This is a genomic window from Streptomyces sp. NPDC059534, from assembly GCF_042743475.1.
In the GTDB taxonomy this organism is placed as follows: Bacteria; Actinomycetota; Actinomycetes; order Streptomycetales; family Streptomycetaceae; genus Streptomyces.
The window spans coordinates 138,705-164,521 of sequence record NZ_JBHWAQ010000014.1 but is presented as its reverse complement, the minus strand read 5'-3'; the positions used below and the strand labels follow the sequence as shown (position 1 = coordinate 164,521).

Here is a 25,817-nt window from a genome sequence, read left to right as displayed (position 1 = left end):
ACAGCTGGAGGTACCGTGCGGTCGGGAGGCTACGACTACGAGACCTACAGCCGACTCGCCGGGCCGCTCACGGAGCCGGACCCGGCGGCCTACACGGTGCAGTACCGGAGTCTGCTCTCGAAGGAGCCGCACCGCATACGAGCCGTCCTGCTCATGTGCCTCGCGCCGCTCCTCTCGGCGCTGCTCCTGGCCTATCTCGTCTGGCCGAGCCACTGGACCGTCCGCGAGGGCGACGACACCTGGCGCGTGCCGTACGACACCGTGATGCTCGTGTCGATCGGCCTCATCTGCTTCTTCATGCTGGTGAACGTCACGTCGATCGCCCACGCCACCCTGGTCGCCCGCGACCCGATACCCGTGACCGCCGAGCGGGGCACCCGGGTCGCCTTCCTCACCACGTACGTCCCGGGCAAGGAACCGCTCTCCATGGTCCGCCGCACCCTCGAAGGCGCCGTGCGGCTGCGGCACGACGGGCCGCTCGACATCTGGCTCCTCGACGAGGGCGACTCCGACGAGGCCAAGGCGCTCTGCGCGGAGCTGGGCGTATGCCACTTCACCCGCGCCGGCGTCCCCGAGTGGAACCGCGGCAAGGGCGTCCACAAGGCGAGGACCAAGCACGGCAACTACAACGCCTGGCTCGCCCGGCACGGGGGCGACTACGACTACTTCGCCTCCGTCGACACCGACCACGTCCCGCTCCCCGACTTCCTGGAGCGGATGCTCGGCTACTTCCGCGACCCCGACATCGCCTTCGTCGTCGGCCCGCAGGTGTACGGCAACTACACCAGGGTCGTCACCAAGGCCGCCGAGTCCCAGCAGTTCCTCTTCCACGCGCTCATCCAGCGGGCCGGGAACCGCTACCGCGCACCCATGTTCGTCGGCACCAACAACGTCGTCCGGATCTCCGCCGTGCAGCAGATCGGCGGCCTGTACGACTCGATCACCGAGGACATGGCCACCGGCTTCGAGCTGCACCGCAGGAGGAACCCGGGCACCGGGCACTTCTGGCGCTCCGTCTACACCCCCGACGTCCTCGCCGTCGGCGAGGGCCCCGCCTCCTGGACAGACTTCTTCTCCCAGCAGCTCCGCTGGTCCCGGGGCACCTACGAGACGATCGTCAGGCAGTACTGGAAGGCGCCGTTCTGCACCCCGCCGGGCCGCCTCCTCAACTACACCCTGATGCTCGTCTACTACCCGATGACCGCCGCCAACTGGCTCCTCGGCATCCTCAGCTGCGTCCTGTACCTCTGGCTCGGAGCCTCCGGCACCCAGGTCTCCACCCAGGTGTGGCTGATGATCTACAGCGACGCCGTCGCCCTCCAGATCGGCCTCTACCTCTGGAACCGGCGCCACAACGTCTCGCCCCACGAACCCGAGGGCTCCGGCGGCCTCGCCGGCATGGCGATGTCCGCGCTCTCCGCGCCCCTCTACCTCACGTCCCTCGGCTCGGCGGTCCTGCGCACCCGAGGCCGCTTCGTCGTCACCCCCAAGGGCGGCGAGGCCAGCCCCGACCGGCTCCTCACCTTCCGCGTCCACCTCGCCTGGGCCGCGATCCTCGTCGCCTCGCTGGTCGCCTCCGTCCACTACGGCCACACCCACGCCGCCATGCGCACCTGGGCCGTCCTCGCGCTGCTCATCACCCTGGCCCCGGTCGCCCTGTGGGCCTTCACGGCCGTGCGCGAACGCCGCTCCCTGCGCGTCCGCGAGCAGGCCCGCGCCCGCGCGAGGGCCCGCGGAACGGCCCACCCCCGCGCGGGGGTCGAGGTCCGCGAGGGAATCGAGGTCCGCGCCGCCGTCACGGCGGTCCCGCCCGCCCCCGCCGGCCCCTCGCCCACGACGACCGGAGGGAACTGAGCCATGGCCCACCGGCCGTCGAAGAAGTTCAGGAAGCCCCTGCTCGGCACCGCGGCGGTCGCCCTCCTGGCCGCGCTCAACGCCCCCGCCGCCGTCTCCTTCGCGGAGGAGAAGTACCACGCGTACAAGATCGCCCAGCCCGGGTACATGCGGAAGTACGGCTCCTGGGCCGAGGTCGCCGTCCCCGACCGCTACCGCATCAACGCCATCCACGCGGCGCTCCTGCACACCGGCAAGGTGCTCCTGATCGCCGGATCGGGCAACAGCCAGAAGAACTTCGACGCCGGGACCTTCGAGTCCATCCTCTGGGACCCGGTGAAGAACACCTTCAAGAAGATCCCCACCCCCGAGGACTTCTTCTGCTCCGGCCACTCCCAGCTCCCCGACGGACGGCTGCTCGTCGCCGGCGGCACCGCCCGCTACGAGATCCTCGACGGCGAGGTGAAGAAGGCCGGCGGCGGCATGCGGGTCAAGAACGAGAGTCCCGACACGGCGGTCACCCTCAGGAAGGGGACCGTCTTCCGCTCCCCGTCCGGCGTCGAGTACGTCTCCACGTCCGACGTCACCGTCCCCAAGGCCAAGCGCGAGTTCGAGATCTCCTACTTCAAGAGCGGCCAGATGAAGCCGTGGGAGACCAAGGTGACCGCCGCCGAGGCGCGCGTCTTCGTCGAGGCGCGCGAGGAGGGCCCGCAGGCCCTCACCACCGAGGCCGCGCAGTACGAGATCGTCGGCCTCGAGGGCGAGGCCGCCGACAACGTCTACGGCCTCGCCCAGAAGCTCACCACCGAGAAGCAGGACTTCCAGGGCATCAAGGGCGCCTACGAGTTCGACCCCAAGGCCGAGAAGTACATCCCGGTCGCCCCCATGAAGGACGCCCGCTGGTACCCCACCCTCGTCACCCTCGACGACGGCAAGGTCCTCGCCGTCTCCGGACTCAACGACGTCGGGGACGTCGTCCCCGGCGACAACGAGTACTACGACCCCGAGACCAAGAAGTGGTCCAAGGGCCCCTTCCGCTACTTCCCCACCTACCCCTCCCTCTTCCTCACCCAGGGCGGCAAGCTCCTCTACACCGGCTCCAACGCCGGCTACGGCCCCGCCGGGAAGGGCCGCGAACCCGGCCTGTGGGACCTGAAGAAGAACTCCTTCACCAAGCTCGGCGGCCTCACCGAGCCCGACCGGCTGGAGACCTCCGCCTCGCTGCTGCTGCCACCCGCCCAGGACCAGAAGGTCATGCTCCTCGGCGGCGGCGGGGTCGGCGAGTCCTCGAAGTCCACCGCCCGCACCGCGATCGTCGACCTCTCCCGGGAGAACCCCGCCTTCACCGACGGTCCTTCGCTCCCGCAGGGCACCCGCTACCTCAGCAGCGTCCTCATGCCCGACGACTCCGTCTTCACCACCGGCGGATCCGAGGACTACCGGGGCCGCAGCGGCAGCGACATCCTCAAGGCCCAGTTCTACGACCCCCGGAGCAACGCCTTCGCCGAGGCCGCCGAACCCACCGTCGGCCGCAACTACCACTCCGAGGCGCTGCTGCTCCCCGACGGCCGGGTCGCCACCTTCGGCTCCGACCCCCTCTTCGACGACAAGGACAACACCAGGCTCGGCACCTTCGAGCAGCGCATCGAGGTCTTCACCCCGCCCTACCTCCACAGGGCGGGCGCGGACCGCCCCGTCTTGGGGGAGGGATCGCCGGAACTCGACCAGAACGGCCGCGCCACCTTCAAGACGAAGGACGCCGGCCGGATCGCCGGGGCCCGGCTGATGCGGCCCAGCGCCGTCACCCACACCACCGACGTCGAACAGCGCTCCATCGCGCTGGGCCTGACGAAGGGCCAGGACGGGCTGACCCTCACCGTCGACGTACCGCAGGACAGGACCCTCGTCCCGCCCGGCTGGTACATGCTCTTCGTCACCGACGAGAACGGCATCCCGTCCGAGGCGAAGTGGATCCAGGTGGAGTGAGGCTCAGGGGGAGTGAGACCCAGGACAGGGCCTAGGACTTCGCCCTGCGGGCCAGCCCCAGGGCGTAGTCCGGCCACCAGGTGCCGGCGGACGGGCCGCCCCGGCACGGGCCGTCCGAGTCGCCGGGGCGCTTGATCCACAGATAGGCGTCGACCAGATCGTCCCCGGTCCGGTCCGTCGGCGGTACGCCGAGGGCCCGCCCCGGCGGGTTGCACCATGCCTCCTCCCCGTCGCCCGGGAGGGGGCCGTCGCCGTTCCGGCTCGTGTCGACCGTGAAGTGGGCGCCGCCGAGCAGCCGCGAGAGCGTGGCCCCGAAGCCCTTCACGAGGTCGTTCCGCTGGAAGTTGGACACGTTCAGGGAGAAGCCGTCCGCCCGCGCGACCCCCGCCCGGCGCAGCGGCTCCACCAGCTTGCCCGGGTCGTCGATCCACGCCGGATTGCCCGCGTCCAGGTAGACCCGGGTGTGCGGCTGCCGCTTCAGCCGCTCGATCGCCCCGGCCAGCAGCTCGTAGCGCGCGTCGTGGTACTGCGAGGGGGTGCAGCCGTCCACGAGGTGCGGCACCGCGTCCGGCTCCAGGACCACGATCGCCGAGGCGTCGCCGATCGCCGTGGCGAACGCGTCGACCCAGCTCCGGTACGCCTCCCCGTCGTGCGCACCGCCCGCCGAGTACATCCCGCAGTCGCGGTGCGGGATGTTGTACGCGGCGAAGACGGCCGTGCGGTTCTCGGCCGCCGCGCCCCGCACCGCGCGGGTGATCTCCGGCACCGGATCGTCGCCGGCCGGCCAGTCCGCGACCGGCCGGTCCGCGATCCGCTTCAGGACTCGGGCGTCCTCGGTCCTGCCCTGCGCCTCGTACTGGCGCACCTGCCTGGCCGCGTCGCTCTCCGGGTCCACCCAGAAGGGGGAGCCCGACGAGGGGGCCGCGGTCTCGCCGCGCGTGGACGGCGGGCCCACGGGGCCCTTCGCCGGCCCGTCCTCACCGCACCCGGTCAGGAGCAGCGCGGAGACGAGGGCCAGGGCGGCTGCGGAGACGATGCGGCGGGACATCCGGCCCCCAGGGTCGGGTACAAGACGGTACGGAACCGCGCGTGAAGTGACATTCCGGGCCATCGTGGCACGGTGCTCAGTCGGTGCCGGGCTGCGACACCGCGATCCCCAGCGGCGTCCGCTCGTACAGCACCTGGTGGCCGTAGCGCCGGGACGTCAGCAGCCCCGCGTCCCGCAGCACCGCCAGGTGCGCGGAGACGGTGGACGGCGCCCGGCCGAGGAGATGCGCGAGCGCCGTGGTCCCCATCGGCTCGGTCAAGGCGCACAGCACGTCCGCCCGCACCGGGCCGAGCAGCCGGCCGAGCGCCTCCGACGCGCGCCCGGCGGGCTCCGCCCACAGCCCCCCGATCCCGCGCACCGGATACGCCACCGTCGGCTGCCACGGCGGATCGAAGCCGCTCACCACGTCCGGCCAGGTGAACACCGACGGCAGCAGGACGAGGCCCTGCCCGTCCAGCGGCCGGTGGTGGTCCCCGGCGTACGCCACCCGCAGCGTGGCCGACTCGGCGGCCCAGTCGAAGGACGGATGCAGCTCGCCCAGGAGGCGTTCGAGCCCGCCCTCCGCGAGCCGCCGCGAGTGGTACGCCACATCCGCCTCCAGGAGCGCCCGCAGCCGGGGCCAGTCGGGCGCGATCAGCGCCTCCCAGGCGTCCTCCAGGAGATCGGCTAGCCACCCCACCGCCCCGGCGGGATCGGCGAGCATCCGCCGTCCCGCCGCCGTCCCGGCCGCCCCCGGCGTCTCGGCCAGCGCCCGCTCGAAGTCGTCGAGCGCGAGCGCCGGATCGGTCTCCCGCACGGCCGCGATCTCCTCCTCGAAGGAGGCGACCGGCCTGATCGGCGGCGGATAGAGGAAGTCCGGACTGTGCCCGTGCAGCGGCATGAGCAGCTGGAGCGGCCCGAGGTCGAGCTCCCGCGCGGCGCCCGCGATCCGCCGCATCCACGGCAGGTGGTACCCCTGCTGCCGGGGCCGCGCGAGGACCCGCACGGCGGAGTGCGTCTCCCACAGCGGCGAGACCGCGAACCGGATCCGCAGGGGATCGGCCTCCCCGAAACGCAGGTGGTACGGCACGGGCCCTCCCCGGACATTCGTCTGCGGCCGAAAGTCTAGGGCCGGGCCCCCGCGCCCGGCACGCTCCGTCCATGCCCACGAACGACACCCGGACGCCGGAACCGACGCCGCCGCCCGCCGCCGCCGCCCCCGCACCGGTCACCCCGTCCGCCCCGGCGACCGCCACCGCCACGGCCCCGGCTGCCGGCCCGGCCGATGTCACCGCCGGGGATCCGGCGCCCGGTCCGGTCGCCGGAGCCACCGCCACCGCCACCGCCACCGCCGTCGCCACCGCCGACGGCTCCGGGCCCGGACCCGGCTACCGTGCCGTGTTCGCGGTGCGGGAGTTCCGGTTCGTGTTCGTGGCGCACCTGTTCTCGCTGCTCGGGGTGGTCGTCAGCGAGCTGGCGCTGACGGTGCTCGTCTACGACCTGACCCGCTCCCCGCTCCTCTCCTCCCTCACCTTCGCGCTCGGGTTCCTCCCCTACCTCGTGGGCGGCACGCTGCTCGCCGGTCTCACCGACCGGCTGCCGCCCCGGCGGATCCTCGTCGTCTGCGACCTCGTCTGCGCGGCCTGCGTCGCCACGATGGTGGTCCCGGCGACCCCGGTCGCCGTACTGCTCGCGCTGCGCTGCGCCATCGCCGTCGTCTCGCCCGTCTTCAACGGCACCCGGATGGCGACCCTGGCCGACATCCTCGGCGAGGGCGACCTCTTCGTCCTCGGCCGCTCGCTGCTGCGGATCGTCTCGCAGAGCGCCCTCCTGACCGGCTTCGCCGTCGGCGGCGTCCTGCTCACCGCCGTACCGCCGCGCGGCGCCCTCGCCGTCACCGCCACCACCTTCGTCGTCTCCGCGCTGCTGCTGCGCCTGGGCACCGCCCGCCGCCCGGCCAGAGCGGCCGGGGGGACCGGGAGCGGGCTCTCCGGCACCTGGGCGGTCCTGCGGAACCGGCGCGTGCGCGCCCTGATGGTGATGTTCTGGGTGCCGCCGCTCTTCGCCGTCGTGCCCGAGGCGCTCGCGGCCCCCTACGCCGACGAGATCGATGTCTCCACCGTGGCCCTCGGCCTGCTCATGTGCGCGCTGCCCGTCGGCACCATCGCGGGCGAGCTCTTCGCCGGATCGTTCCTCTCCGCCGCGGCCCGCTCCCGGATCGTGCTGCCGCTCGCGGTCCTGAGCGTCCTGCCGTACCTCCTCTACGCCCCCCGGCCCGGCCTCGCCCTCGCGGCCCTCGCCCTCTTCCTGGCCGGCGCCACCGGCGCGTACACCCTCGGCCTCGACGCCTGGTTCGTCGCCGCCGTCCCCGAGGAGCAGCGGGGGAGGGCGATGACCCTGATGACCGCGGGCATGATGACCGTCCAGGGCGTCGGGATGGCCGCGGCGGGGATCGCGGCCGAGTTCGCGGCCGTCCACACGGTCGTCGCCGGCGCGGGCGTCCTCGGCACGCTCTGTGTCGTCGCCGCCGTCGCCGAGCTGCGGGCGACCGAAAGGCGAGACGGGGCTGACCGGCATATGACCAGTCGGTAAGGTCGACGCGTGCCGAAGCCGCTCAGTCTCCCCTTCGACCCCATCGCCCGAGCCGACGAACTCTGGCAGAAGCGCTGGGGCCCGGTCCCCTCGATGGCCGCGATCACCTCGATCATGCGCGCCCACCAGATCCTCCTGGCGGAGGTCGACGCCGTGGTCAAGCCGTACGGGCTGACCTTCGCGCGGTACGAGGCCCTGGTGCTGCTCACCTTCTCCAAGGCCGGTGAGCTGCCGATGTCCAAGATCGGCGAGCGGCTGATGGTGCACCCCACCTCGGTGACGAACACCGTCGACCGCCTCGTGAGGTCGGGCCTCGTCGACAAGCGGCCCAACCCCAACGACGGCCGCGGCACCCTGGCCTCCATCACCGACAAGGGCCGCGAGGTCGTGGAGTCCGCGACCCGCGACCTGATGGAGATGGAGTTCGGCCTGGGCGCGTACGACGCCGAGGAGTGCGCGGAGATCTTCGCGATGCTGCGCCCGCTGCGGGTCGCGGCGGACGACTTCGAGGAGAAGTAGCCCCCCGCGAAGATCGCCCGGAACGTGCCGTTACGCTCGACGGCATGAAATCCAGCGTGCTGACCCGCTACCGCGTCATGGCCTACGTGACCGCCGTCATGCTGCTCGTGCTCTGCGTGTGCATGACCTTCAAGTACGGGTTCGACATGGGCGAGGACGTGACCTTCGCGGTCTCCCAGGCCCACGGCGTCCTCTACATCATCTACCTGGTCTTCGCCTTCGACCTGGGCTCCAAGGCCAAGTGGCCGTTCGGGAAGCTCCTCTGGGTGCTGCTCTCCGGGACGATCCCCTTCGCCGCCTTCTTCGTCGAGCGCAAGGTCGTCCGCGAGACGCTTCCGCTGGTCAGCGGCGTGCGGCCGGAGCCGGTCAAGGTCTGACCCCCACCTCCGCACACATGTGCGGAGGTTTGCCGTCGACATTTACTAGGACGTCCTAGTAAATTCGAAGCATGGACGCTGACGCCATCGAGGAAGGCCGCCGTCGCTGGCAGGCCCGTTACGACAAGGCCCGCAAGCGGGACGCCGACTTCACCACGCTCTCCGGGGACACCGTGGAGCCCGTCTACGGGCCCCGCCCCGGCGACACCTACGAGGGGTTCGAGCGCATCGGCTGGCCCGGTGAGTACCCCTACACCCGGGGACTCCACCCGACCGGCTACCGGGGCCGGACCTGGACCATCCGCCAGTTCGCGGGGTTCGGCAACGCCGAGCAGACCAACGAGCGGTACAAGATGATCCTGGAGGCCGGCGGCGGCGGCCTCTCCGTCGCCTTCGACATGCCCACGCTCATGGGCCGCGACTCCGATGACCCCCGCGCCCTCGGCGAGGTCGGCCACTGCGGTGTCGCCATCGACTCCGCCGCCGACATGGAGGTCCTCTTCAAGGACATCCCGCTCGCCGACGTCACCACCTCGATGACGATCTCCGGCCCCGCCGTGCCCGTCTTCTGCATGTACCTGGTCGCCGCCGAGCGGCAGGGCGTCGACCCCGCCGTCCTCAACGGCACGCTGCAGACCGACATCTTCAAGGAGTACATCGCGCAGAAGGAGTGGCTCTTCGAGCCCGAGCCCCATCTGCGCCTCATCGGCGACCTGATGGAGCACTGCGCGCAGGGCATCCCCGCGTACAAGCCGCTCTCCGTCTCCGGCTACCACATCCGCGAGGCCGGGGCGACGGCCGCGCAGGAGCTCGCGTACACCCTCGCCGACGGCTTCGGCTACGTCGAGCTGGGGCTGAGCCGCGGCCTCGACGTGGACGTCTTCGCCCCCGGCCTCTCCTTCTTCTTCGACGCCCACCTCGACTTCTTCGAGGAGATCGCCAAGTTCCGCGCCGCCCGCCGCATCTGGGCCCGCTGGATGAAGGAGGTCTACGGCGCCAAGACCGACAAGGCCCAGTGGCTCCGCTTCCACACCCAGACCGCCGGTGTCTCCCTCACTGCCCAGCAGCCGTACAACAACGTCGTACGGACCGCGGTCGAGGCCCTGTCCGCCGTCCTCGGCGGCACGAACTCCCTCCACACCAACGCCCTCGACGAGACCCTCGCGCTCCCCAGCGCGCAGGCCGCCGAGATCGCGCTCCGCACCCAGCAGGTGCTGATGGAGGAGACCGGCGTCGCCAACGTCGCCGACCCGCTGGGCGGCTCCTGGTACGTCGAGCAGCTCACCGACCGCATCGAGGCCGACGCCGAGAAGATCTTCGACCAGATCAGGGAGCGCGGCCGCCGCGCCCACCCGGACGGCCAGCACCCGATCGGCCCGATCACCTCCGGCATCCTGCGCGGCATCGAGGACGGCTGGTTCACCGGCGAGATCGCCGAGTCCGCCTTCCAGTACCAGCGGTCCCTGGAGAAGGGCGACAAGCGGGTCGTCGGCGTCAACGTCCACCACGGCTCCGTCACCGGCGACCTGGAGATCCTCCGCGTCAGCCACGAGGTCGAGTGGGAGCAGGTCCGGGTCCTCGGCGAGCGCAAGGAGCGCCGTGACGACGCCAAGGTCCGCGCCTCCATCGACGCGATGCTGGCGGCGGCCCGGGACGGCTCGAACATGATCGTCCCGATGCTGGAGGCCGTCCGCGCCGAGGCCACCCTCGGCGAGATCTGCGACGCCCTGCGCGACGAGTGGGGCGTCTACACGGAGCCCCCGGGCTTCTAGGACCCCGGGCCTCCGGGCCCCGGTCTTCCGGGATCCAGGGCTTCCGGGCCCCGGGCTTCGTGCGACAGGGGCGGTACGGGAACTCCCGTACCGCCCCTGTGGTGTTCCCGGTCCCTCAGGACGCGACCGCGCCCAGGCCGCCCACGAGGAGGGCGGAGAGGCGGGCCACCCACGCCTCGTCGACGGGTTCGGCGCTGACCAGGGCGCGGTGGACGACCGCGCCGGCGATCACGTCGAAGATCAGGTCGTCGGTGGCGTCCGTGGCGACCGGATCGCGGTGCGCCGGGAGTTCGCCGCGCTGCTGCGCCCGCATGCGGCCCGCCAGGACCAGCCGCTTCTGGCGGTCGACGATCGAGGCGCGGATGCGTTCGCGCAGCGGTTCGTCGCGGGTGGACTCGGCGACGACGGCCATCAGCGCCGTCTTGGTCTCGGGGCGTTCGAGGAGCGCCGCGAACTGGAGGACGACGTGCTCGATGTCGGCCTGGAGGGAACCCAGGTCGGGCAGTTCGAGTTCGTCGAAGAGGACGGCGACGGCGTCCACCACGAGTTCGTTCTTGTTGGCCCAGCGGCGGTACAGGGTCGTCTTCGCGACCCCGGCGCGGCCGGCGACGTCCCCCATCGTGAGCTTGGACCAGCCCAGCTCGACCAGAGCGGCCCGGGTCGCCTCCAGGATGGCCGTGTCGGCCTCGGGAGAGCGGGGGCGCCCGGTACGGCTGCTGCGGGGGTTGGTGCGGCTACACATGGAAACCGACCATACCCGCCGGTAGGTATCGCGCCAGAGGCGTGCGATGTGAGGCAGTTCACCGTACGGATCGCGCCCCCGCTCTCCCTGCGGCTCCCCCCGGAGAGTTACGCTACGACCTGTAGCGAAAGGCATTGAGCGGCCTGAGCGACAACCACAGCGCCGGGTGGGGACCCGGCGCGAACCGAAGACGAAGAACCGTGTCGTCCGCACGTCTCGCACACCGGCGGGAGACCTGCGGACGGCACGGTTCAGCCATGGCTTACCGGTTACGCGCGCGGAAGGGGGAGGATGTACCCATGCAGCCCCGAAACATGTCCATGAGCGGCGTCGTCGACCTCGCCGCGGTGAAGGCGGCCGGAGAGGCCAAGGCCAAGGCGGAGCAGGTGCGCGCCGAAGCAGCCCGGCAGGGTGGTTCCGCCGCCGTCTCCCCGTCCGCCCTGGTGATCGACGTCGACGAGGCCGGCTTCGAGCGCGAGGTGCTCCAGCGCTCCGCCGAGGTCCCGGTCGTCCTCGACTTCTGGGCCGAGTGGTGCGAGCCGTGCAAGCAGCTCGGCCCCCTCCTGGAGCGGCTCGCCGTCGAGTACAACGGCCGCTTCCTGCTCGCGAAGATCGACGTCGACGCCAACCAGATGCTGATGCAGCAGTTCGGCATCCAGGGAATTCCGGCCGTTTTCGCGGTGGTCGCCGGTCAGGCGCTGCCGCTCTTCCAGGGCGCGGTGCCCGAGGCCCAGATCCGCGAGACCCTCGACCAGCTGATCCAGATCGGCGAGGAGCGCTTCGGCCTCACCGGCATCGTGGTGGACGCGGACGCCGACGAAGCGGCCCCCGCCGCGCAGCCGGCCGGCCCGTACGACGCCCTCCTCGAAGCGGCGCTGACCGCGCTCGACGCGGGTGACCTGGGCGGCGCCGTCCAGGCGTACAAGAACGTGCTGGCCGACGACCCGGCGCACCCCGAGGCCAAGCTCGGCCTCGCCCAGGCCGAACTCCTCCAGCGGGTGCAGGACCTGGACCCGGGCGTCGTCCGCAAGAACGCGGCGGACAACCCGGCCGACGTGGTCGCCCAGATCGCCGCCGCCGACCTCGACCTCGTGGGTGGTCATGTGCAGGACGCCTTCGGGCGTCTGGTGGAGACCGTCCGCCGCACGGCCGGCGAGGACCGGGACGCGGCGCGCCTGCGGCTCCTGGAGCTGTTCGAGGTGATCGGCGCCGACGACCCGCGCGTGACGGCGGGCCGCCAGGCCCTCGCCCGCGTGCTGTTCTGAGGTATTTCCGCCCCCGCGCAGGGCGCCGGATCGTCCGACGATTTGGCGACAGAGCGACAGACAGCGGCCGCGCTTTACCAAAACTTGGTAATCGCGGCCGCTGTTACTTGTAGTAAATCGAATCCGTGATTCTGTCCGGATTCATCCGGCGATCTGCCGATATCGGCGGTCACTCGACCGCACCCTGAGTGCCCGTCCGGCATCGCCCCGCCATCGCCCGGTTATCCACCCGTTACTAGCGAGTAACGAACCCCCTTGTGCGGGGGCCGGGAATGGACCACGATCGGCCACGCTCGGTCCGAACCGCACCGCCCGGCAAACCAACCGGGAGCGCGGCGAAGGTCCCCACCGGGTGGACCGGTGCCCAGGCGCCGGTCGTGGACAGGGGGGTTCCCGCTCTCACCGAGTGGGGCCTGTCCAACTCAGGTCACGCGCAAAGGCGTGGCCCATGGTTGTCGCTCGGGGGTGATCGCCGGTGATTCGGACGCGCAACGCGCCGCCTGATGCCTCGGCGCTCTCCTTCCCGAGGACGTAGCTCTTCTCCCATCCCAGGACGGGCCCCTGGCCCTTCCGGAGATGTACGTCCGAGAAGGAGGAATTCTCATGAAGTCCCAGGTTCGTGGCGGGACCAGATGGAAGCGGTTCGCCGTCGTCATGGTCCCGAGTGTGGCCGCGACGGCCGCGATCGGTGTCGGCCTGGCCCAGGGCGCGCTCGCCGCGTCCTTCAGCATCTCCGGCCAGGAATTCAAGGTTAAGGCAGACAGCCTCGTCGGCTCGGACTTCGTCCAGTACGGCAGCGTCGACGCCGGCAAGGACCTCGAGGGCAAGGACTTCGCCGCCCCGGTGGCGGTGTCCGGCTTCTCCGAGGCCCGCATCACCAACATGTGCCAGTCCGTCGTCACGCCGAAGATCCCGTTCGTCGGCGACGTCACCCTTCGCCTGACGGCCGGCACCGAGGCCGTGAAGTCCGGCAAGGACGAGGACAAGGTCTACGCGAAGGGCATCTACCTCGATGTCTCCGAGCTCAAGGCCGACGCCGAGTTCACCAACATCGACATCGGCGTCGCGGCCGGTGCCCTCGCGAAGGCTCCGGGCAAGCCGGGCATCCAGCCCAACACCAAGGCGAACCCGTACGGCTTCGGCCAGCGCGCCGAGCAGGCGACCCTGAACAACGTGGAGCAGAAGGCGTGGGCCACCACGGCCGGCACCTTCAAGCTCCCCGACCTGCACCTGTCGCTGCACCGCGGCCCCGGAGCCGAGTGCTACTAGGACCGACCGGTCCACCAGGACCGATCCGTCCTTGGGGTGGGACCGCCGCGTGCGGTCCCACCCGCCAGGTTCCTTGTCTTCAATCTTTCTAGCAACACCGCTTCCAGGGAGCTGTTCCATGAGCGCCGAGATCCCCGCCTCCCGCGAAGTCCCCCACCAGGACAACCGGTTCAAGGTCTGGCGGCAGACCCGGCCCTTCTGGGCGGGACTGCTCACCATGATCGGCGGCGTGCCGATCGCCTACCTCCCGTACGGGGACATGCGGCTCGGCAACGTCACGCTCGCCATGCAGACGACCGCCGGAGCCGGCGCGCTGATCATCGGCGTCCTGCTCATCACGCTCGGTCTGACGATGTGGTTCCAGCCCATCGTCCGGGTGTTCGCGGGCATCGCGTCGATCGTGCTGGCGCTCGTCTCCATCCCGGTGTCGAACTTCGGTGGCCTCGTCATCGGGTTCCTGCTCGCCCTCATCGGAGGCGGCATGTCCGCCGCCTGGGCCCCCGCGCCCCCCGTCGAGGAGACCGCCGACGCACAGCACGACGGTGAGCCCGAAGCCTCCCACGAGGCCGGTGCGGAGCCCGAGCACGAGCCGGAGACCGAGGCCGTCCCCGCGGCCGGTGTCCCGGAGCAGCGCGAGGCGGAGCACCAGCTGACCGACACGACGATCGACGCCAAGGGCGGGAGGAACAGTGCGGGGTGACGAGAATCAGTCGGCGCTCGCGAAGGAGGGTCCGCGGCACGCGGCCCCGCGCAAGTCGCTGCTGAACAGGATCCAGGGCCCCGCGGGCAAGGCGATGGCGCTGGCCGCCATGCCGACCGCGGTGTTCGTGGGCATGGGCCTCACGCCCAAGCTCGCCCTCGCAGACGAGAAGGACATCCCCTTCGCGCCCGGCCCCTGTGTGACGCGCTCGGACGAGCCGACGCCGGAGGCGACCGAGACGGCCAAGCCGACGCCGACGCAGACCGCGAAGCCGACGGACACGCCCTCGGCGACCGCCACGGCCACGGTCACCCCGACCGCCACCGCGACCCCGACGCCGACCGCGACGGAGACCGGGCAGGCGGCCACGCGGCAGACGCAGGAGCGGGCGAAGACCGCCCCCGAGCCGACCGCGACGCCGACCCCGACGGCCACCCCCACGCCGACGAAGTCCAGGAACCCGCTGGACCCGCTGGGTGTGGGCGACGCCCTCAAGGACCTCTTCGACGGCCCGGACAAGCAGCCGACGGCGACGCCCACCACGGCCGCGCCCACGACTGCCGCGCCGCAGCAGACGCAGGCTCCGGTCCAGAAGCCGGCCACCGCCGACGAGCCGACCGCGACCCCCACCGGGACCGCCAAGCCGAAGGCGGCCGCGGACCCGGCCGCCGAGAAGACCAGGACGGCGATCGAGAAGGCCGCCGAGGAGGCGGGCGCCAAGGTCGAGGAGCTCCCCGAGAGCGCCAAGGGCCTCGACGTCACCGAGGACGAGTCCATACCCGACGGCGCCAAGCCGCGCTTCCCGTGCCCCGAGCTCGACGAGCAGGCCCTCGCGGACGCCGACCTGGAGCAGGGCATCGCGCTGCTGCCCGACGAGCCGTGGCGCCTGGAGAGCTCGCTGCTCACCCTCAACGGGCTCAAGTACCACGGCATCGTCGAGGTCAAGACCGGCAGCGGCAAGATCAAGAAGGTCCTGAAGTTCACCGCCGGCTCGGTCGACATCAAGGACCTCCACCAGCTGACCGTGCACTCCGAGGGCCTCACCGGTCACGTCCGCTCCAACAAGGGCTCGACCTCGACCATCCGCAACGGCACGGTCACCATGTACACCGAGGAACTCAAGGGCAACCTCTTCGGCCTCATCCCCATCACCTTCGGCCCCGAGTCCCCGCCCCCGCTCGACGTCCCCTTCGCCTTCTTCACCAACGTGAAGCTGCGCCAGGCGGGCCAGTTCGGCGGCACCCTCAAGATTCCCGGCCTCCGCAACACCATCGAGCCGAACTGATCCGGCCGGTCCTTCCGCGCGCGAACGCCCGTGGGCCGCACCCCTGTGCAGGGGTGCGGCCCACGGGCGTGTGGTGCGGGGGTCAGCCGCGGTCGGCGCCGCCCAGGTGGTGGACGCGGACCATGTTGGTGGTGCCGGGGACGCCGGGGGGAGAGCCGGCGGTGATGACCATGGTGTCGCCGGCGTTGTAGCGCTGGAGCTTGAGGAGCTCGGCGTCGACGAGGTCGACCATGGCGTCGGTGTTGTCGACGTGCGGGACGAGGAAGGGCTCGACGCCCCAGCTGAGGGTGAGCTGGTTGCGGGTGCCCTCGTCGGTGGTGAAGGCGAGGATCGGCTGCTGCGTCCGGTAGCGGGACAGGCGGCGGGCCGTGTCGCCGGACTGGGTGAAGGCGATGAGCGCCTTGCCGTCCAGGAAGTCGGCGATCTCGCAGGCCGCGCGGGCCACGGAGCCGCCCTGGGTGCGCGGCTTCTTGCCCGGGACCAGGGGCTGGAGGCCCTTGGAGAGGAGCTCCTCCTCGGCCGCGGCGACGATCTTCGACATCGTCTTCACGGTCTCGATCGGGTACGCGCCGACCGAGGACTCCGCCGACAGCATGACCGCGTCGGCGCCGTCCAGGATGGCGTTGGCGACGTCGCTCGCCTCGGCGCGGGTCGGCCGGGAGTTGGTGATCATCGACTCCATCATCTGGGTGGCGACGATGACCGGCTTGGCGTTGCGGCGGCAGAGTTCCACGAGGCGCTTCTGCACCATCGGGACCTTCTCCAGCGGGTACTCCACGGCGAGGTCGCCACGGGCGACCATGACCGCGTCGAAGGCGGCGACGACGGCGGCCATGTTCTCGACGGCCTGCGGCTTCTCGACCTTGGCGATGACGGGGACCCGGCGGCCCTCCTCGTCCATCACCTTGTGGACGTCCTTGACGTCGTCGGCGTCGCGGACGAAGGAGAGGGCGACCATGTCGCAGCCCATCCGCAGGGCGAAGCGGAGGTCGTCGACGTCCTTCTCCGACAGGGCGGGGACGTTGACGGCCGCGCCGGGCAGGTTGATGCCCTTGTGGTCGGAGACGACACCGCCCTCGATGACGATGGTCCGGACCCGCGGCCCGTCGACCTCGGTCACCCGCAGCTCGACGTTGCCGTCGTTGATGAGGACCTGGTCGCCCTTGGAGACGTCGCCGGGCAGACCCTTGTAGGTGGTGCCGCAGATGGACTTGTCGCCGGGGACGTCCTCGGTGGTGATGGTGAACTCGTCACCGCGCACCAGCTCGACCGGTCCCTCGGCGAAGGTCTCGAGGCGGATCTTGGGGCCCTGGAGGTCGGCGAGGACGCCGACGGCGCGCCCGGTGTCCGCGGAGACCTGCCGGACGCGGTCGTACCGCTCCTGGTGCTCTGCCTGGGATCCGTGGCTGAAGTTGAATCGGGCCACGTTCATGCCGGCCTCGATGAGAGCCTTCAGCTGCTCATACGAGTCGACGGCGGGGCCCAGCGTGCAGACGATTTTGGAACGGCGCATGAGGCGGATCCTATCGGTTTGTTTCACTGCGGAATATTCCGGCTGGTGGAAAGTACAAATGGGCGCGGGGCCGCTCAGGCGTTCACTCGTTCGAGCGTGCGGAGTCGTGAACGAGCGCGTAACTCTGGCGCGCGATCTCCAGCTCCTCGTCCGTCGGCACCACGGCCACGGCCACCCGCGCGTAGTTCGGCGAGATGATCCGCGCCTCGTCCGTACGCACGGCGTTGAGGTCCGCGTCCACCGCGAGCCCCAGCTCCTCCAGACCCGTGATCGCGGCCTCCCGCACCGGCGCCGCGTTCTCGCCGACCCCCGCGGTGAACGCCACCGCGTCCACCCGGCCGAGCACCGCGTAGTACGCGCCGATGTACTTCTTCAGACGGTGGATGTAGATGTCGAAGGCGAGCTTCGCCCGGGCGTCGCCCTCGTCGATCCGGCGGCGGATCTCCCGCATGTCGTTGTCGCCGCAGAGCCCCACCAGGCCGGACTTCTTGTTCAGCAGGACGTCGATCTCGTCCGCCGACATGCCCGCCACCCGCTTCAGGTGGAAGGTGACCGCCGGGTCGATGTCGCCCGAGCGGGTGCCCATGACCAGGCCCTCCAGCGGCGTCAGGCCCATCGAGGTGTCCACGCACCGGCCGCCCGCCACCGCCGAGGCGGACGCGCCGTTGCCCAGGTGCAGCACGATCACGTTCACCTCCTCCGGCGCCTTGCCGAGCAGCTTCGCCGTCTCCCGCGACACGTACGCGTGCGAGGTGCCGTGGAAGCCGTACCGCCGGATCCGGTGCGCGTCGGCGGTCTCCACGTCGATCGCGTACCGGGCCGCCGCCTCCGGCATCGTCGTGTGGAACGCGGTGTCGAAGACCGCGACCTGCGGCAGGTCGGGGCGGAGCGCCATCGCCGTACGGATGCCGACGAGGTTCGCCGGGTTGTGCAGCGGCGCCACCGGCACGAGCCGCTCGATCTCCGCGAGCACCTCGTCGTCGATGACCGTCGGCTCGGTGAACCGCAGCCCGCCGTGCACCACCCGGTGGCCGATCGCCGCCAGTTCGGGGGAGTCCAGGCCGAGCCCGTCCGCCGCCAGCTCCTCGGCGACCGCCTTCAGCGCGGCCGCGTGGTCGGTGATCGGACCGGTCGTCTCGCGCTTCTCGCCGCCCCCGCCCTGGAGCGGGGTGTGCACGAGCCGCGAGGTCCCCTCGCCGATCCGCTCGACGAGCCCCTGGGCGAGCCGGCTGTCGTCGCCCATGTCGAGGAGCTGGTACTTCAGCGACGAGGAGCCGGAGTTGAGGACCAGGACACGGGAGGGCGCGGTGGCGGACCGGGGGGCGGATGCGGGAGTGGGGGCGGTCATGCGGGGAGCTCCTGACCCTGGGAGGGGACCTGGGACTGGATCGCCGTGATGGCGACCGTGTTGACGATGTCGCTGACGAGCGCGCCCCGCGAGAGGTCGTTCACGGGCTTGCGCAGACCCTGGAGCACCGGGCCGACGGCCACGGCGCCGGCCGAACGCTGCACGGCCTTGTACGTGTTGTTGCCGGTGTTGAGGTCCGGGAAGATCAGGACGGTCGCCTGCCCCGCCACCTCCGAGCCCGGCAGCTTCGTCGCCGCCACGGACGGCTCGACGGCGGCGTCGTACTGGATCGGGCCCTCGATCCGCAGCTCCGGGCGGGCCTGCCGGACCAGCTTGGTCGCCTCCCGCACCTTGTCGACGTCCGCGCCCGAACCCGAGGTGCCCGTCGAGTACGAGAGCATCGCGATCCGCGGCTCCACACCGAAGCGGGCCGCGGTGGCGGCCGACTGGGCCGCGATGTCCGCGAGCTGCTCGGCGTTCGGGTCCGGGTTCACCGCGCAGTCGCCGTACACCAGCACCTTGTCGGCGAGGCACATGAAGAACACCGAGGAGACGATCGACGCGTCCGGCTTCGTCTTGATGATCTCGAAGGCCGGGCGGATCGTCGCGGCCGTCGAGTGCACCGAACCGGAGACCATGCCGTCGGCCAGGCCCTCCTGGACCATCAGCGTGCCGAAGTAGTTCACGTCCGAGACCACGTCGTACGCCAGCTCGACGGTGACGCCCTTGTGGGCCCGCAGCGCCGCGTACTTCTCGGCGAAGGAGTCCCGGAGCTCCGAGGTCTGCGGGTCGATCAGCTGCGTCCCGCGCAGGTCCACGCTCAGGTCGGCGGCCTTCTTGCGGATCGTCTCGACGTCGCCGAGCAGGGTCAGGTCGCACACGTCCCGGCGGATGAGGACGTCGGCGGCGCGCAGCACCCGCTCCTCGGTGCCCTCGGGAAGCACCACCCGGCGCCGGTCGGCCCGCGCCTGCTCCAGCAGCTCGTGCTCGAACATCATCGGGGTGACCCGGCCGCTGCGCGCCACGGAGACCCGCTTGAGCAGGTCGGCGGTGTCCACGTGCCGCTCGAAGAGGCCGAGGGCGGTCTCCGCCTTGCGCGGGGTCGCGGCGTTCAGCTTCCCTTCGAGGGAGAAGAGTTCGGTCGCGGTCGGGAAGCTGTTGCCGGCCACGGAGACGACCGGGGTGCCGGGCGCGAGACGGGCCGCCAGGGTCAGGATCTCCTCGCTGGGCCGCTCGTTGAGGGTGAGCAGCACCCCGGCGATCGGCGGGGTGCCGGCCGAGTGCGCGGCCATCGCGCCGACGACCAGGTCGGCCCGGTCCCCGGGGGTGACGACGAGGCAGCCGGGCGTCAGCGCGTTGAGGAAGTTCGGCAGCATGGCGCCGCCGAAGACGAAGTCCAGGGCGTCGCGCGCGAGGCCCGCGTCGTCGCCGAGGACGACGGACGCGCCGAGCGCGTGGGTGATCTGCGCGACGGTGGGGGCGGCGAGCGCCGGCTCGTCCGGCAGGACGTAGCAGGGCACGGGCAGCCGGGCGCCGAGCCGCTCGGCGATGACCTCGCGGTCCTCGCCCGCCACCCGGTTGACGATCATCGCGAGTACGTCGCAGCCGAGTCCGTCGTACGCCCGGAAGGCGTTGCGCGCCTCGGCCCGTACGGACTCCGAGGGCTGGCCCTTGCCGCCGACCACCGGGATGACGGAGGCGCCGAACTCGTTGGCGAGGCGGGCGTTGAGCGCGAGCTCGTCGGGGAGCTGGGTGGCGGCGAAGTCGGTGCCGAGGACGAGGACGACCTCGTAGTCGCGGGCCACCGTGTGGAACCGGTCGACCAGCTGGGAGACCAGCTCGTCGGTGCCCTGCTCGGCCTGGAGCGCCGACGCCTCGTGATAGTCCATGCCGTAGACCGTCGAGGGGTCCTGCGTCAGCCGGTAGCGGGCGCGCAGCAGGTCGAACAGCCGGTCGGGTCCGTCGTGCACCAGCGGCCGGAACACTCCCACCCGGTCCACCTGGCGGGTGAGGAGCTCCATGACTCCCAGCTCGACGACCTGGCGGCCGTCACCGCGGTCGATCCCGGTCACGTACACGCTGCGCGTCACGCCGTGGTCTCCTGTCCAGTCCTGCGGAAGGGGCCGAGCGGTGCCCTCGCGGCACCTTCGCGGCCCGTGCGTCAATCGACAGTGCTCAGAAAGCCCCGATAGGGCGGCATTACCCCCTTGACAATACCTCCGTGGATGGTTAGGTCGCCCGCCGGGCGAAGGGCCCGAAACCATGGGACGAAAGCCCTCCGCGGGGTCCCCGCGAGGGACGCGCGGAACCGCGACGAGCGCACCCGCCAGGTCCGCCGTGTGAGAATTGCGATGCTCACCACCGACCGCGACCGAGCAGGAGACACAGCACGATGCGCATCGGAGTTCTCACCGCAGGCGGCGACTGCCCCGGCCTGAACGCAGTGATCCGGTCGGTCGTGCACCGGGCGCTGACCGGCCACGACGACGAAGTCATCGGCTTCGAGGACGGGTTCAAGGGCCTTCTCGACGGCCACTTCCGCCCCCTCGACCTCAACGCCGTCAGCGGCATCCTGGCCCGCGGCGGCACCATCCTCGGCTCGGCCCGCCTGGAGCGGAACCGGCTGCGCGAGGCCGCCGAATCCGCCCCCGACCTGGCCAGGCAGTACGGCATCGACGTCCTCATCCCGATCGGCGGCGAGGGCACCCTGACCGCCGCCCGGATGCTCGCCGACGCCGGCATGCCCGTCGTCGGCGTCCCGAAGACGATCGACAACGACATCTCGTCCACGGACCGCACCTTCGGCTTCGACACCGCCGTCGGCGTCGCCACCGAGGCGATGGACCGCCTCAAGACCACCGCCGAGTCCCACCAGCGGGTCATGGTCGTCGAGGTGATGGGCCGCCACGCCGGCTGGATCGCGCTGGAGTCCGGCATGGCCGGCGGCGCCCACGGCATCTGCCTGCCCGAGCGCCCCTTCCAGGTCGACGACCTCGTGAAGATGGTCGAGGAGCGCTTCGCCCGCGGCAAGAAGTTCGCCGTCATCTGCGTCGCCGAGGGAGCCCACCCGGCCGAGGGCTCGATGGACTACAAGAAGGGCGAGATCGACCAGTTCGGTCACGAGCGCTTCCAGGGCATCGGCAATCAGCTCGCCGTCGAGCTGGAGCGGCGCCTCGGCAAGGAGGCCCGCCCCGTCATCCTCGGCCACGTCCAGCGCGGCGGCACGCCGACCGCGTACGACCGGGTGCTCGCCACCCGCTTCGGCTGGCACGCCGTCGAAGCCGCCCACCGCGGCGACTTCGGCCGCATGACGGCGCTGCGCGGCACGAACGTCGAGATGGTCCCGCTCGCCGAGGCCGTCACCCAGCTCAAGACCGTCCCCGAGGACCGCATGCGCGAGGCGGAGTCGGTCTTCTAGCCGGTCCGCTCAGCCGCGCCCGGCCGGTCTTCCAGCCGGGTCCGGCGGCCTTGCCGGGTCGGTCGTCCACGCCGGGTCCACCGCCTTGCCGGGTCGGTCGTCCACGCCGGGTCCACCGCCTCGCCGGGTCGGTCTTCCCGGCCGTTTCCCCGGCCCCGCCGGGTCGGTTTCAGGCCGGCCCCGGGGGCCGCGCCGCCCGGATCTGCGGACGTACGGCCCGCACCGGTGGGACGTCCGTCCCGACGGGTCCCGGACCGGTGCCGGGACCCCGACAGCGGTGAGTGGCCCCGACCGTCCCCCCGTGGACGGTCGGGGCCACTCGTCCGTGCGGGCATCACCGGCCCTCGCGGAAATGCCGGGTTCCACTCTTGAGTCCGGAGGGGAGATCAACAAGGCTTGGGGCCTGTCCCGGACATGTCCCAACCCTGTCCGGCGGAAGGGGGAGACGCGGATGACGCCGGGCGAACGGGCCCCTGACCCGCGGGAGGCACGGAGTCCCGCCGACTTCCTCGCGCGGCTCCAGGCCCTCAAGGACTGGTCCGGCCTGACCTACCGCGAGCTCGCGGCACGCGCGGAGGCGCACGGCGACGTCCTGCCCTGCTCCACCGTCGCCAACATGCTCACCCGCCCCACCCTCCCCCGCGAAGAGCTCCTCACCGTCTTCGCCCGCGCCTGCGGACTCCCACCGGAGGAGCTGGAGACCTGGCGGACCGTACGCGGCCGGCTCGCGGGGCGTCGCCCGCATCCGGCCGGAGACCCGGACCCGGCGGACCTGGCGCACCCGACGGACCCGATGCACTCGACGGACCCGGAAGACCCGACGGACGGGGCGGGGGCCGGTGGCGAGGCGGGGCCGGCCGGATCGGTGGAGACCGGTGGGCGGACGGAGTCGGGTGCCGCCGTGGCGCCGGGAGACGGGACGGCGGCGGGAGACGTGTCGGGTGTGCCGGCGTGGCCCGGGGAGCCGGGGGCCGGGGCCGCCGGGGGGAGTGGGGCGCGGTCCCGGATACGGCGGACGGTCGTCGCGGCGGTCGCGCTGGCGGGACTGGTGCTCGCGGGGGTCAGCGTCGTCGCGGTGCTGAGGGACGGACGCGGGGGGCATCCGCCGCACATGGTGACCGCGCCGGCGGTGGGGGACGTACGCATCAGGGTGAGCGGTACGGACCACTGCCTGGGGGAGCGGCGCGGGGCCCGGACGGGGCAGATCCACCAGGTGCCGTGCGCGGGGGCGGGGGTGCCGCTGTACTCGCTGGAGGAGACGGGCGGAGGCAGGTGGAGGATCGTGTCGGACCATCCCGACTACGGTCCCGGCTGCTCCGGCATACCCTCCGGCGGCCGGATACCCGGCGCCGCCTTCGAGGACTCGGAGTGCGGCGACCCGAGCCGGGTGGAGTCCTTCACCCTGGAGGCGTACGGCACTCCCGTCCAGGGCTTCCGGATCGTGCCGGCGGGCTCGGCGACGCCCGGCAGCTGCGTCACCGTGGTCGGGGACCGCTCGGCGGCCTGGGCGCGGCTCGCCCAGGCGCCCTGCGCGCCGGACGCGGCGGGGCAGCTCTTCGACTTCGACCGGCGGGACTGACGGGACGGGGTCAGCGCGGGGCGGCGAGGGCGCGCGCGGCGATGTCCGCGGCCTTCGGCTCGCAGCCCTTCGCGGCCGCGGCGTCGTCGTTGTACGCGACGGCGACGCGGACGACGAGATGGCCGTCGCGCACCCGCGGGACGCAGTCCTCGCTGCCCGACGCGGGCGTCCAGGACGCTTCGTCGCCGGAGGCGAGGTCCACCGCGCGGCCGCCCGCCGACTGCTCGGTGCACGCGGCCCGCTGACGGTCCGTCGCCTCGCCCCTCACGGCCGTGGGGAGCTTCAGGTTCCACCAGACCTCGGCAGCGTGGACGACGGAGGAGTCCCGCTGTGTGTCCCGGTCGAGCGAGGGCAGTGCGAGGGAGGACGGCGACGAGGGCGAGTGTCTTCCCGCGCCTGCGCGGTCGCGTCGGCGGCGGCGAGGTGTCCGGGGCGGTCTGTCCGGTCCCACCGCCCGCCGGGCCCGTACTCCTCCCCGTGGACGCGGGGAGCTCCTACTGGCCCCGGCGGGCCGCGTCCGAGGGCTTCACGGGCTCCAGTCGCAGCCGCCGGGTCGGCCAGGGTGCCGGTTCGGCCTGGCCGAACCAGACCCTGACGTCTTCCCCGGTCCGGACGGGCAGGCGGGGAAAGTCGTTCTCGGCGTGCTCGGTGCGGTGCAGCGCGTGGCCCGGGCCCAGGTGCCGGGCGGCGTAGGCGTCGAAGTCGGCGGCGTCGGTGGGGTGGCAGACGGTCGCGAGCGACTCGCCGGTGCCCGGCTTCGGCGTGAAGCCCGGGCCGCGCAGCAGCAGGACGTCGTCGCTGTCGATCATGGTGGCGTTGGCGGTGTCGCGGTGCTCACGCCAGACCGGGCCGGTGTAGAACGCCTCCAGCGCGCGCCGGCGGTGCGCCATGTCGGGGAACGCGCGCAGCCAGACGAAGCGGTCCGGGTCGTCCAGGTCGCGGAACCGGCCGCCGACGGTGATTCCGACCGCCTGCTGGCCGGTCACGAACTCGCGCTCGAACAGCTCGATCAGCGTTTCCCGCGCGCCGGGATGCAGGGTGTACTGCCGGAGTTCGACGATGCTCATGCGGTGGCCTGCTCCCCGGTGCGCGTGCGGTCCATGGTGCGGTTGTCGTCCATGCGCCGCAGGTTATAGCCGGCTGCTGACAGCTGCGGTCAGTCGATACCGACCGGCCCTAGGCCGGTTCCACCAGGCGGGTCCTGAGTCGTACCACCGTCGCCGGGTCGAGGCCGACGTGGCCGGTGACGTAGCCGTGGACCGAGCCGTACCGTGCGCGGAGGTCCGCGAGGAAGAGCCGGATGACGTCGGCGGGGGCCCGGCCGTATCCCGGCCAGCGGAGTTCGCGGCCGGGGTGCGTCGCGCGCCAGTCGGCGATCAGCCGCTCGGTGGCGAGTTCGGTGAGGGCGAAGTCCGCGAGGATGGCGTCGTCCGGGACGTCGAGGAGGCCGAGGACGAGGGCCGCGAGCAGGCCCGTACGGTCCTTGCCCGAGGCGCAGTGGAAGACGAGCGGTCCGTCGGTGGAGGCGATCAGTTCGAGGGCGGTGCGCAGTTCCTCCGCGCCGTCCTCGGCGACCTCGGCGAAGCGGTCGGCGAGGTAGCGCCACGGGTCGAGGTCCGGGTCGATCTCCGCCTGGTCATAGGGGCGGTGCTCGATGGACAGGTTGTGCCAGGAGACGTCCTCGGTCTCCGGCAGGCGGCCCTTGGCGGCGATCTCCCACGGGTAGCGCAGGTCGATCACCGTGGTCACGGCCAGCGCGCGGAAGCGCTGCAGATCGGAGGGGTCCGCCTCCGTCAGCTTGGCGAGGGAGTCGGAGCGGTAGAGGGTCTCCCACCGCACGGTCCCGCCGTCGGCGGTCCGATAGCCGCCCAGGTCACGGAAGTTGTGGAGTCGTTCGAACGTTATGTGTCGTCTCACGGGGCCAATCTATGTCCCCGCTCCCCCCTGATCCAGGAACCCCGCGGCCGCCCAGAAGTGGCCGGTGATCCCGTCCAGGTACGCCCGCCCCTCGTCGCCGGTCGCGCGCGTGGCGCCCCAGCTGCTGGAGGCCGTCATGCGGGCGTGGTACTCCGTGTGCAGCTGCTGGAGCGCGGCCTCCAGGGTCCGCCGGGGCAGGGGGAGGATCTTCACGGCCGGTTTCACGTATGCCTGCCAGCGGGTGGTGGCGGCGTCGCGCAGCAGCTCGGCGAGGCGTTCGTCGCCGCCGGTCGCGGTGACCAGGGCCTGCGGGCCGAGGCCGAGGACCTCGGCGAGGGCGGCGGTCTGGCGCTCGTTGCCGCGCCACTGTCCCGCGTCCTCCATCCGCTGGTACGCGGGGGCGCTCACGCCCACGAGGCGGGCCAGGTCCTCGGGGCCGAGGCCGCGGGCCATCCGGTGCTCGCGGAGGGTGGTGGCGGTGGCGATCAGCTCGGCGGGGGAGCACCACAGGACGCCGGCGAGCGCGGTCAGCTCCTGTTCGTCGGGGACGGCCCGGCCGCGCTCCCAGGCGACGACGGTTTCGGGGGCGACGAAGAGGCCGTACTGCGCGCGCAGGCCGTAGGCGACGTGTCCGGGGGCCATGCCGAGGTCCTCGCGCAGCCGGCGCGCGGCCGG

At 72.0% G+C, this 25,817-nt stretch carries 22 protein-coding genes; 12 read left to right on the top strand and 10 right to left on the bottom strand.

All coding sequences use genetic code 11. The features are described 5' to 3' along the window. Positions 1 to 15: 15 nt before the first annotated feature. Complete coding sequence (locus ACFVZH_RS18795) at positions 16 to 1,854, top strand: glycosyltransferase family 2 protein (RefSeq protein ID WP_384898478.1); 1,839 nt, start codon at positions 16 to 18, stop codon at positions 1,852 to 1,854. Between the two features lie 3 nt (positions 1,855 to 1,857). Then, positions 1,858 to 3,819, top strand: coding sequence for a galactose oxidase-like domain-containing protein (locus tag ACFVZH_RS18790; protein WP_384898477.1), 1,962 nt, complete (start codon positions 1,858 to 1,860; stop codon positions 3,817 to 3,819). A 31-nt stretch (positions 3,820 to 3,850) separates the two neighbouring features. Here ACFVZH_RS18790 and ACFVZH_RS18785 read toward each other — a convergent pair whose 3' ends face one another. After that, complete coding sequence (locus ACFVZH_RS18785; protein ID WP_384898476.1) at positions 3,851 to 4,867, bottom strand: glycoside hydrolase family 6 protein; 1,017 nt, start codon at positions 4,865 to 4,867, stop codon at positions 3,851 to 3,853. Between the two features lie 76 nt (positions 4,868 to 4,943). Continuing rightward, entirely contained in the window at positions 4,944 to 5,936 is a 993-nt protein-coding gene (locus tag ACFVZH_RS18780) for a DUF5937 family protein (protein ID WP_384898475.1), read from the bottom strand. A gap of 71 nt (positions 5,937 to 6,007) precedes the next feature. Here ACFVZH_RS18780 and ACFVZH_RS18775 point away from each other — a divergent pair, with 71 nt between their 5' ends. From ACFVZH_RS18775 to ACFVZH_RS18760, 4 genes are all read left to right on the top strand, one after another. Next, positions 6,008 to 7,438 (top strand): MFS transporter, encoded by a 1,431-nt coding sequence (locus tag ACFVZH_RS18775; RefSeq protein WP_384898474.1) that lies wholly within the window; start codon positions 6,008 to 6,010, stop codon positions 7,436 to 7,438. A gap of 9 nt (positions 7,439 to 7,447) precedes the next feature. Beyond that, positions 7,448 to 7,957 carry a MarR family winged helix-turn-helix transcriptional regulator gene (locus ACFVZH_RS18770; protein ID WP_384898473.1) on the top strand — a complete coding sequence of 170 codons (510 nt, stop codon included), beginning with the start codon at positions 7,448 to 7,450 and terminating at the stop codon, positions 7,955 to 7,957. A 44-nt stretch (positions 7,958 to 8,001) separates the two neighbouring features. After that, on the top strand, positions 8,002 to 8,334 hold the full coding sequence (locus ACFVZH_RS18765; protein WP_384898472.1) for a DUF3817 domain-containing protein: 333 nt from the start codon (positions 8,002 to 8,004) through the stop codon (positions 8,332 to 8,334). A 71-nt stretch (positions 8,335 to 8,405) separates the two neighbouring features. Next, complete coding sequence (locus ACFVZH_RS18760) at positions 8,406 to 10,106, top strand: methylmalonyl-CoA mutase (protein WP_384898471.1); 1,701 nt, start codon at positions 8,406 to 8,408, stop codon at positions 10,104 to 10,106. A 115-nt stretch (positions 10,107 to 10,221) separates the two neighbouring features. Here ACFVZH_RS18760 and ACFVZH_RS18755 read toward each other — a convergent pair whose 3' ends face one another. Continuing rightward, positions 10,222 to 10,848 (bottom strand): TetR/AcrR family transcriptional regulator, encoded by a 627-nt coding sequence (locus ACFVZH_RS18755; RefSeq protein WP_384898470.1) that lies wholly within the window; start codon positions 10,846 to 10,848, stop codon positions 10,222 to 10,224. 299 nt (positions 10,849 to 11,147) lie between these two features. Here ACFVZH_RS18755 and ACFVZH_RS18750 point away from each other — a divergent pair, with 299 nt between their 5' ends. The 4 genes from ACFVZH_RS18750 to ACFVZH_RS18735 all read left to right on the top strand — a co-directional run bounded on the left by ACFVZH_RS18750 (position 11,148) and on the right by ACFVZH_RS18735 (position 15,367). Continuing rightward, on the top strand, positions 11,148 to 12,113 hold the full coding sequence (locus ACFVZH_RS18750) for a tetratricopeptide repeat protein (RefSeq protein ID WP_384898469.1): 966 nt from the start codon (positions 11,148 to 11,150) through the stop codon (positions 12,111 to 12,113). 603 nt (positions 12,114 to 12,716) lie between these two features. Continuing rightward, entirely contained in the window at positions 12,717 to 13,382 is a 666-nt protein-coding gene (locus ACFVZH_RS18745; RefSeq protein WP_384898468.1) for a DUF6230 family protein, read from the top strand. 118 nt (positions 13,383 to 13,500) lie between these two features. Continuing rightward, positions 13,501 to 14,082 carry a DUF6114 domain-containing protein gene (locus ACFVZH_RS18740; RefSeq protein WP_384898467.1) on the top strand — a complete coding sequence of 194 codons (582 nt, stop codon included), beginning with the start codon at positions 13,501 to 13,503 and terminating at the stop codon, positions 14,080 to 14,082. Continuing rightward, positions 14,072 to 15,367 carry a hypothetical protein gene (locus ACFVZH_RS18735; RefSeq protein ID WP_384898466.1) on the top strand — a complete coding sequence of 432 codons (1,296 nt, stop codon included), beginning with the start codon at positions 14,072 to 14,074 and terminating at the stop codon, positions 15,365 to 15,367. The genes ACFVZH_RS18740 and ACFVZH_RS18735 overlap by 11 nt, the downstream gene beginning before the upstream one ends. An 82-nt stretch (positions 15,368 to 15,449) precedes the next feature. On the opposite strand, the gene pyk is transcribed toward ACFVZH_RS18735, so the two are convergent. From pyk to pta, 3 genes are all read right to left on the bottom strand, one after another. Continuing rightward, positions 15,450 to 16,880 carry a pyruvate kinase gene (gene pyk, locus ACFVZH_RS18730; RefSeq protein ID WP_384898465.1) on the bottom strand — a complete coding sequence of 477 codons (1,431 nt, stop codon included), beginning with the start codon at positions 16,878 to 16,880 and terminating at the stop codon, positions 15,450 to 15,452. Positions 16,881 to 16,962: 82 nt separating this feature from the next. Then, positions 16,963 to 18,228, bottom strand: coding sequence for an acetate kinase (locus ACFVZH_RS18725; protein WP_384898464.1), 1,266 nt, complete (start codon positions 18,226 to 18,228; stop codon positions 16,963 to 16,965). Then, positions 18,225 to 20,318 (bottom strand): phosphate acetyltransferase, encoded by a 2,094-nt coding sequence (gene pta / locus ACFVZH_RS18720; RefSeq protein ID WP_384898463.1) that lies wholly within the window; start codon positions 20,316 to 20,318, stop codon positions 18,225 to 18,227. The genes ACFVZH_RS18725 and pta overlap by 4 nt, the downstream gene beginning before the upstream one ends. A gap of 302 nt (positions 20,319 to 20,620) precedes the next feature. Here pta and ACFVZH_RS18715 point away from each other — a divergent pair, with 302 nt between their 5' ends. Then, on the top strand, positions 20,621 to 21,646 hold the full coding sequence (locus tag ACFVZH_RS18715) for an ATP-dependent 6-phosphofructokinase (protein ID WP_384898462.1): 1,026 nt from the start codon (positions 20,621 to 20,623) through the stop codon (positions 21,644 to 21,646). Positions 21,647 to 22,097: 451 nt separating this feature from the next. Next, complete coding sequence (locus ACFVZH_RS18710; protein ID WP_384898461.1) at positions 22,098 to 23,225, top strand: helix-turn-helix domain-containing protein; 1,128 nt, start codon at positions 22,098 to 22,100, stop codon at positions 23,223 to 23,225. Positions 23,226 to 23,235: 10 nt separating this feature from the next. Here the strand turns inward: ACFVZH_RS18710 and ACFVZH_RS18705 are convergent, their stop codons facing one another. The 4 genes from ACFVZH_RS18705 to ACFVZH_RS18690 form a co-directional block, all read right to left on the bottom strand. Then, entirely contained in the window at positions 23,236 to 23,493 is a 258-nt protein-coding gene (locus ACFVZH_RS18705) for a hypothetical protein (RefSeq protein WP_384898460.1), read from the bottom strand. A 226-nt stretch (positions 23,494 to 23,719) separates the two neighbouring features. Beyond that, on the bottom strand, positions 23,720 to 24,292 hold the full coding sequence (locus ACFVZH_RS18700) for an NIPSNAP family protein (RefSeq protein WP_384898459.1): 573 nt from the start codon (positions 24,290 to 24,292) through the stop codon (positions 23,720 to 23,722). A 109-nt stretch (positions 24,293 to 24,401) separates the two neighbouring features. Then, positions 24,402 to 25,142: a tyrosine-protein phosphatase gene (locus tag ACFVZH_RS18695; RefSeq protein WP_384898458.1), complete on the bottom strand. Its 741-nt coding sequence runs from the start codon at positions 25,140 to 25,142 to the stop codon at positions 24,402 to 24,404. A 9-nt stretch (positions 25,143 to 25,151) separates the two neighbouring features. Further along, positions 25,152 to 25,784, bottom strand: a complete 633-nt coding sequence (locus tag ACFVZH_RS18690) for a helix-turn-helix domain-containing protein (protein ID WP_384898510.1) — start codon at positions 25,782 to 25,784, stop codon at positions 25,152 to 25,154. Positions 25,785 to 25,817: the final 33 nt, after the last annotated feature.

Excerpts from the sequence above, each read along its gene's own strand:
- ACFVZH_RS18740 (WP_384898467.1), top strand. The coding sequence starts at position 13,501 with ATGAGCGCCGAGATCCCCGCCTCCCGCGAAGTCCCCCACCAGGACAAC.
- ACFVZH_RS18750 (WP_384898469.1), top strand. The coding sequence starts at position 11,148 with ATGCAGCCCCGAAACATGTCCATGAGCGGCGTCGTCGACCTCGCCGCG.
- pyk (WP_384898465.1), bottom strand. The coding sequence starts at position 16,880 with ATGCGCCGTTCCAAAATCGTCTGCACGCTGGGCCCCGCCGTCGACTCG.
- ACFVZH_RS18690 (WP_384898510.1), bottom strand. The coding sequence starts at position 25,784 with ATGGCCCCCGGACACGTCGCCTACGGCCTGCGCGCGCAGTACGGCCTC.
- ACFVZH_RS18765 (WP_384898472.1), top strand. The coding sequence starts at position 8,002 with ATGAAATCCAGCGTGCTGACCCGCTACCGCGTCATGGCCTACGTGACC.
- ACFVZH_RS18700 (WP_384898459.1), bottom strand. The coding sequence starts at position 24,292 with ATGAGCATCGTCGAACTCCGGCAGTACACCCTGCATCCCGGCGCGCGG.
- ACFVZH_RS18725 (WP_384898464.1), bottom strand. The coding sequence starts at position 18,228 with ATGACCGCCCCCACTCCCGCATCCGCCCCCCGGTCCGCCACCGCGCCC.
- ACFVZH_RS18755 (WP_384898470.1), bottom strand. The coding sequence starts at position 10,848 with ATGTGTAGCCGCACCAACCCCCGCAGCAGCCGTACCGGGCGCCCCCGC.
- ACFVZH_RS18715 (WP_384898462.1), top strand. The coding sequence starts at position 20,621 with ATGCGCATCGGAGTTCTCACCGCAGGCGGCGACTGCCCCGGCCTGAAC.
- ACFVZH_RS18775 (WP_384898474.1), top strand. The coding sequence starts at position 6,008 with ATGCCCACGAACGACACCCGGACGCCGGAACCGACGCCGCCGCCCGCC.
- ACFVZH_RS18710 (WP_384898461.1), top strand. The coding sequence starts at position 22,098 with ATGACGCCGGGCGAACGGGCCCCTGACCCGCGGGAGGCACGGAGTCCC.
- ACFVZH_RS18760 (WP_384898471.1), top strand. The coding sequence starts at position 8,406 with ATGGACGCTGACGCCATCGAGGAAGGCCGCCGTCGCTGGCAGGCCCGT.
- ACFVZH_RS18745 (WP_384898468.1), top strand. The coding sequence starts at position 12,717 with ATGAAGTCCCAGGTTCGTGGCGGGACCAGATGGAAGCGGTTCGCCGTC.
- ACFVZH_RS18790 (WP_384898477.1), top strand. The coding sequence starts at position 1,858 with ATGGCCCACCGGCCGTCGAAGAAGTTCAGGAAGCCCCTGCTCGGCACC.
- ACFVZH_RS18785 (WP_384898476.1), bottom strand. The coding sequence starts at position 4,867 with ATGTCCCGCCGCATCGTCTCCGCAGCCGCCCTGGCCCTCGTCTCCGCG.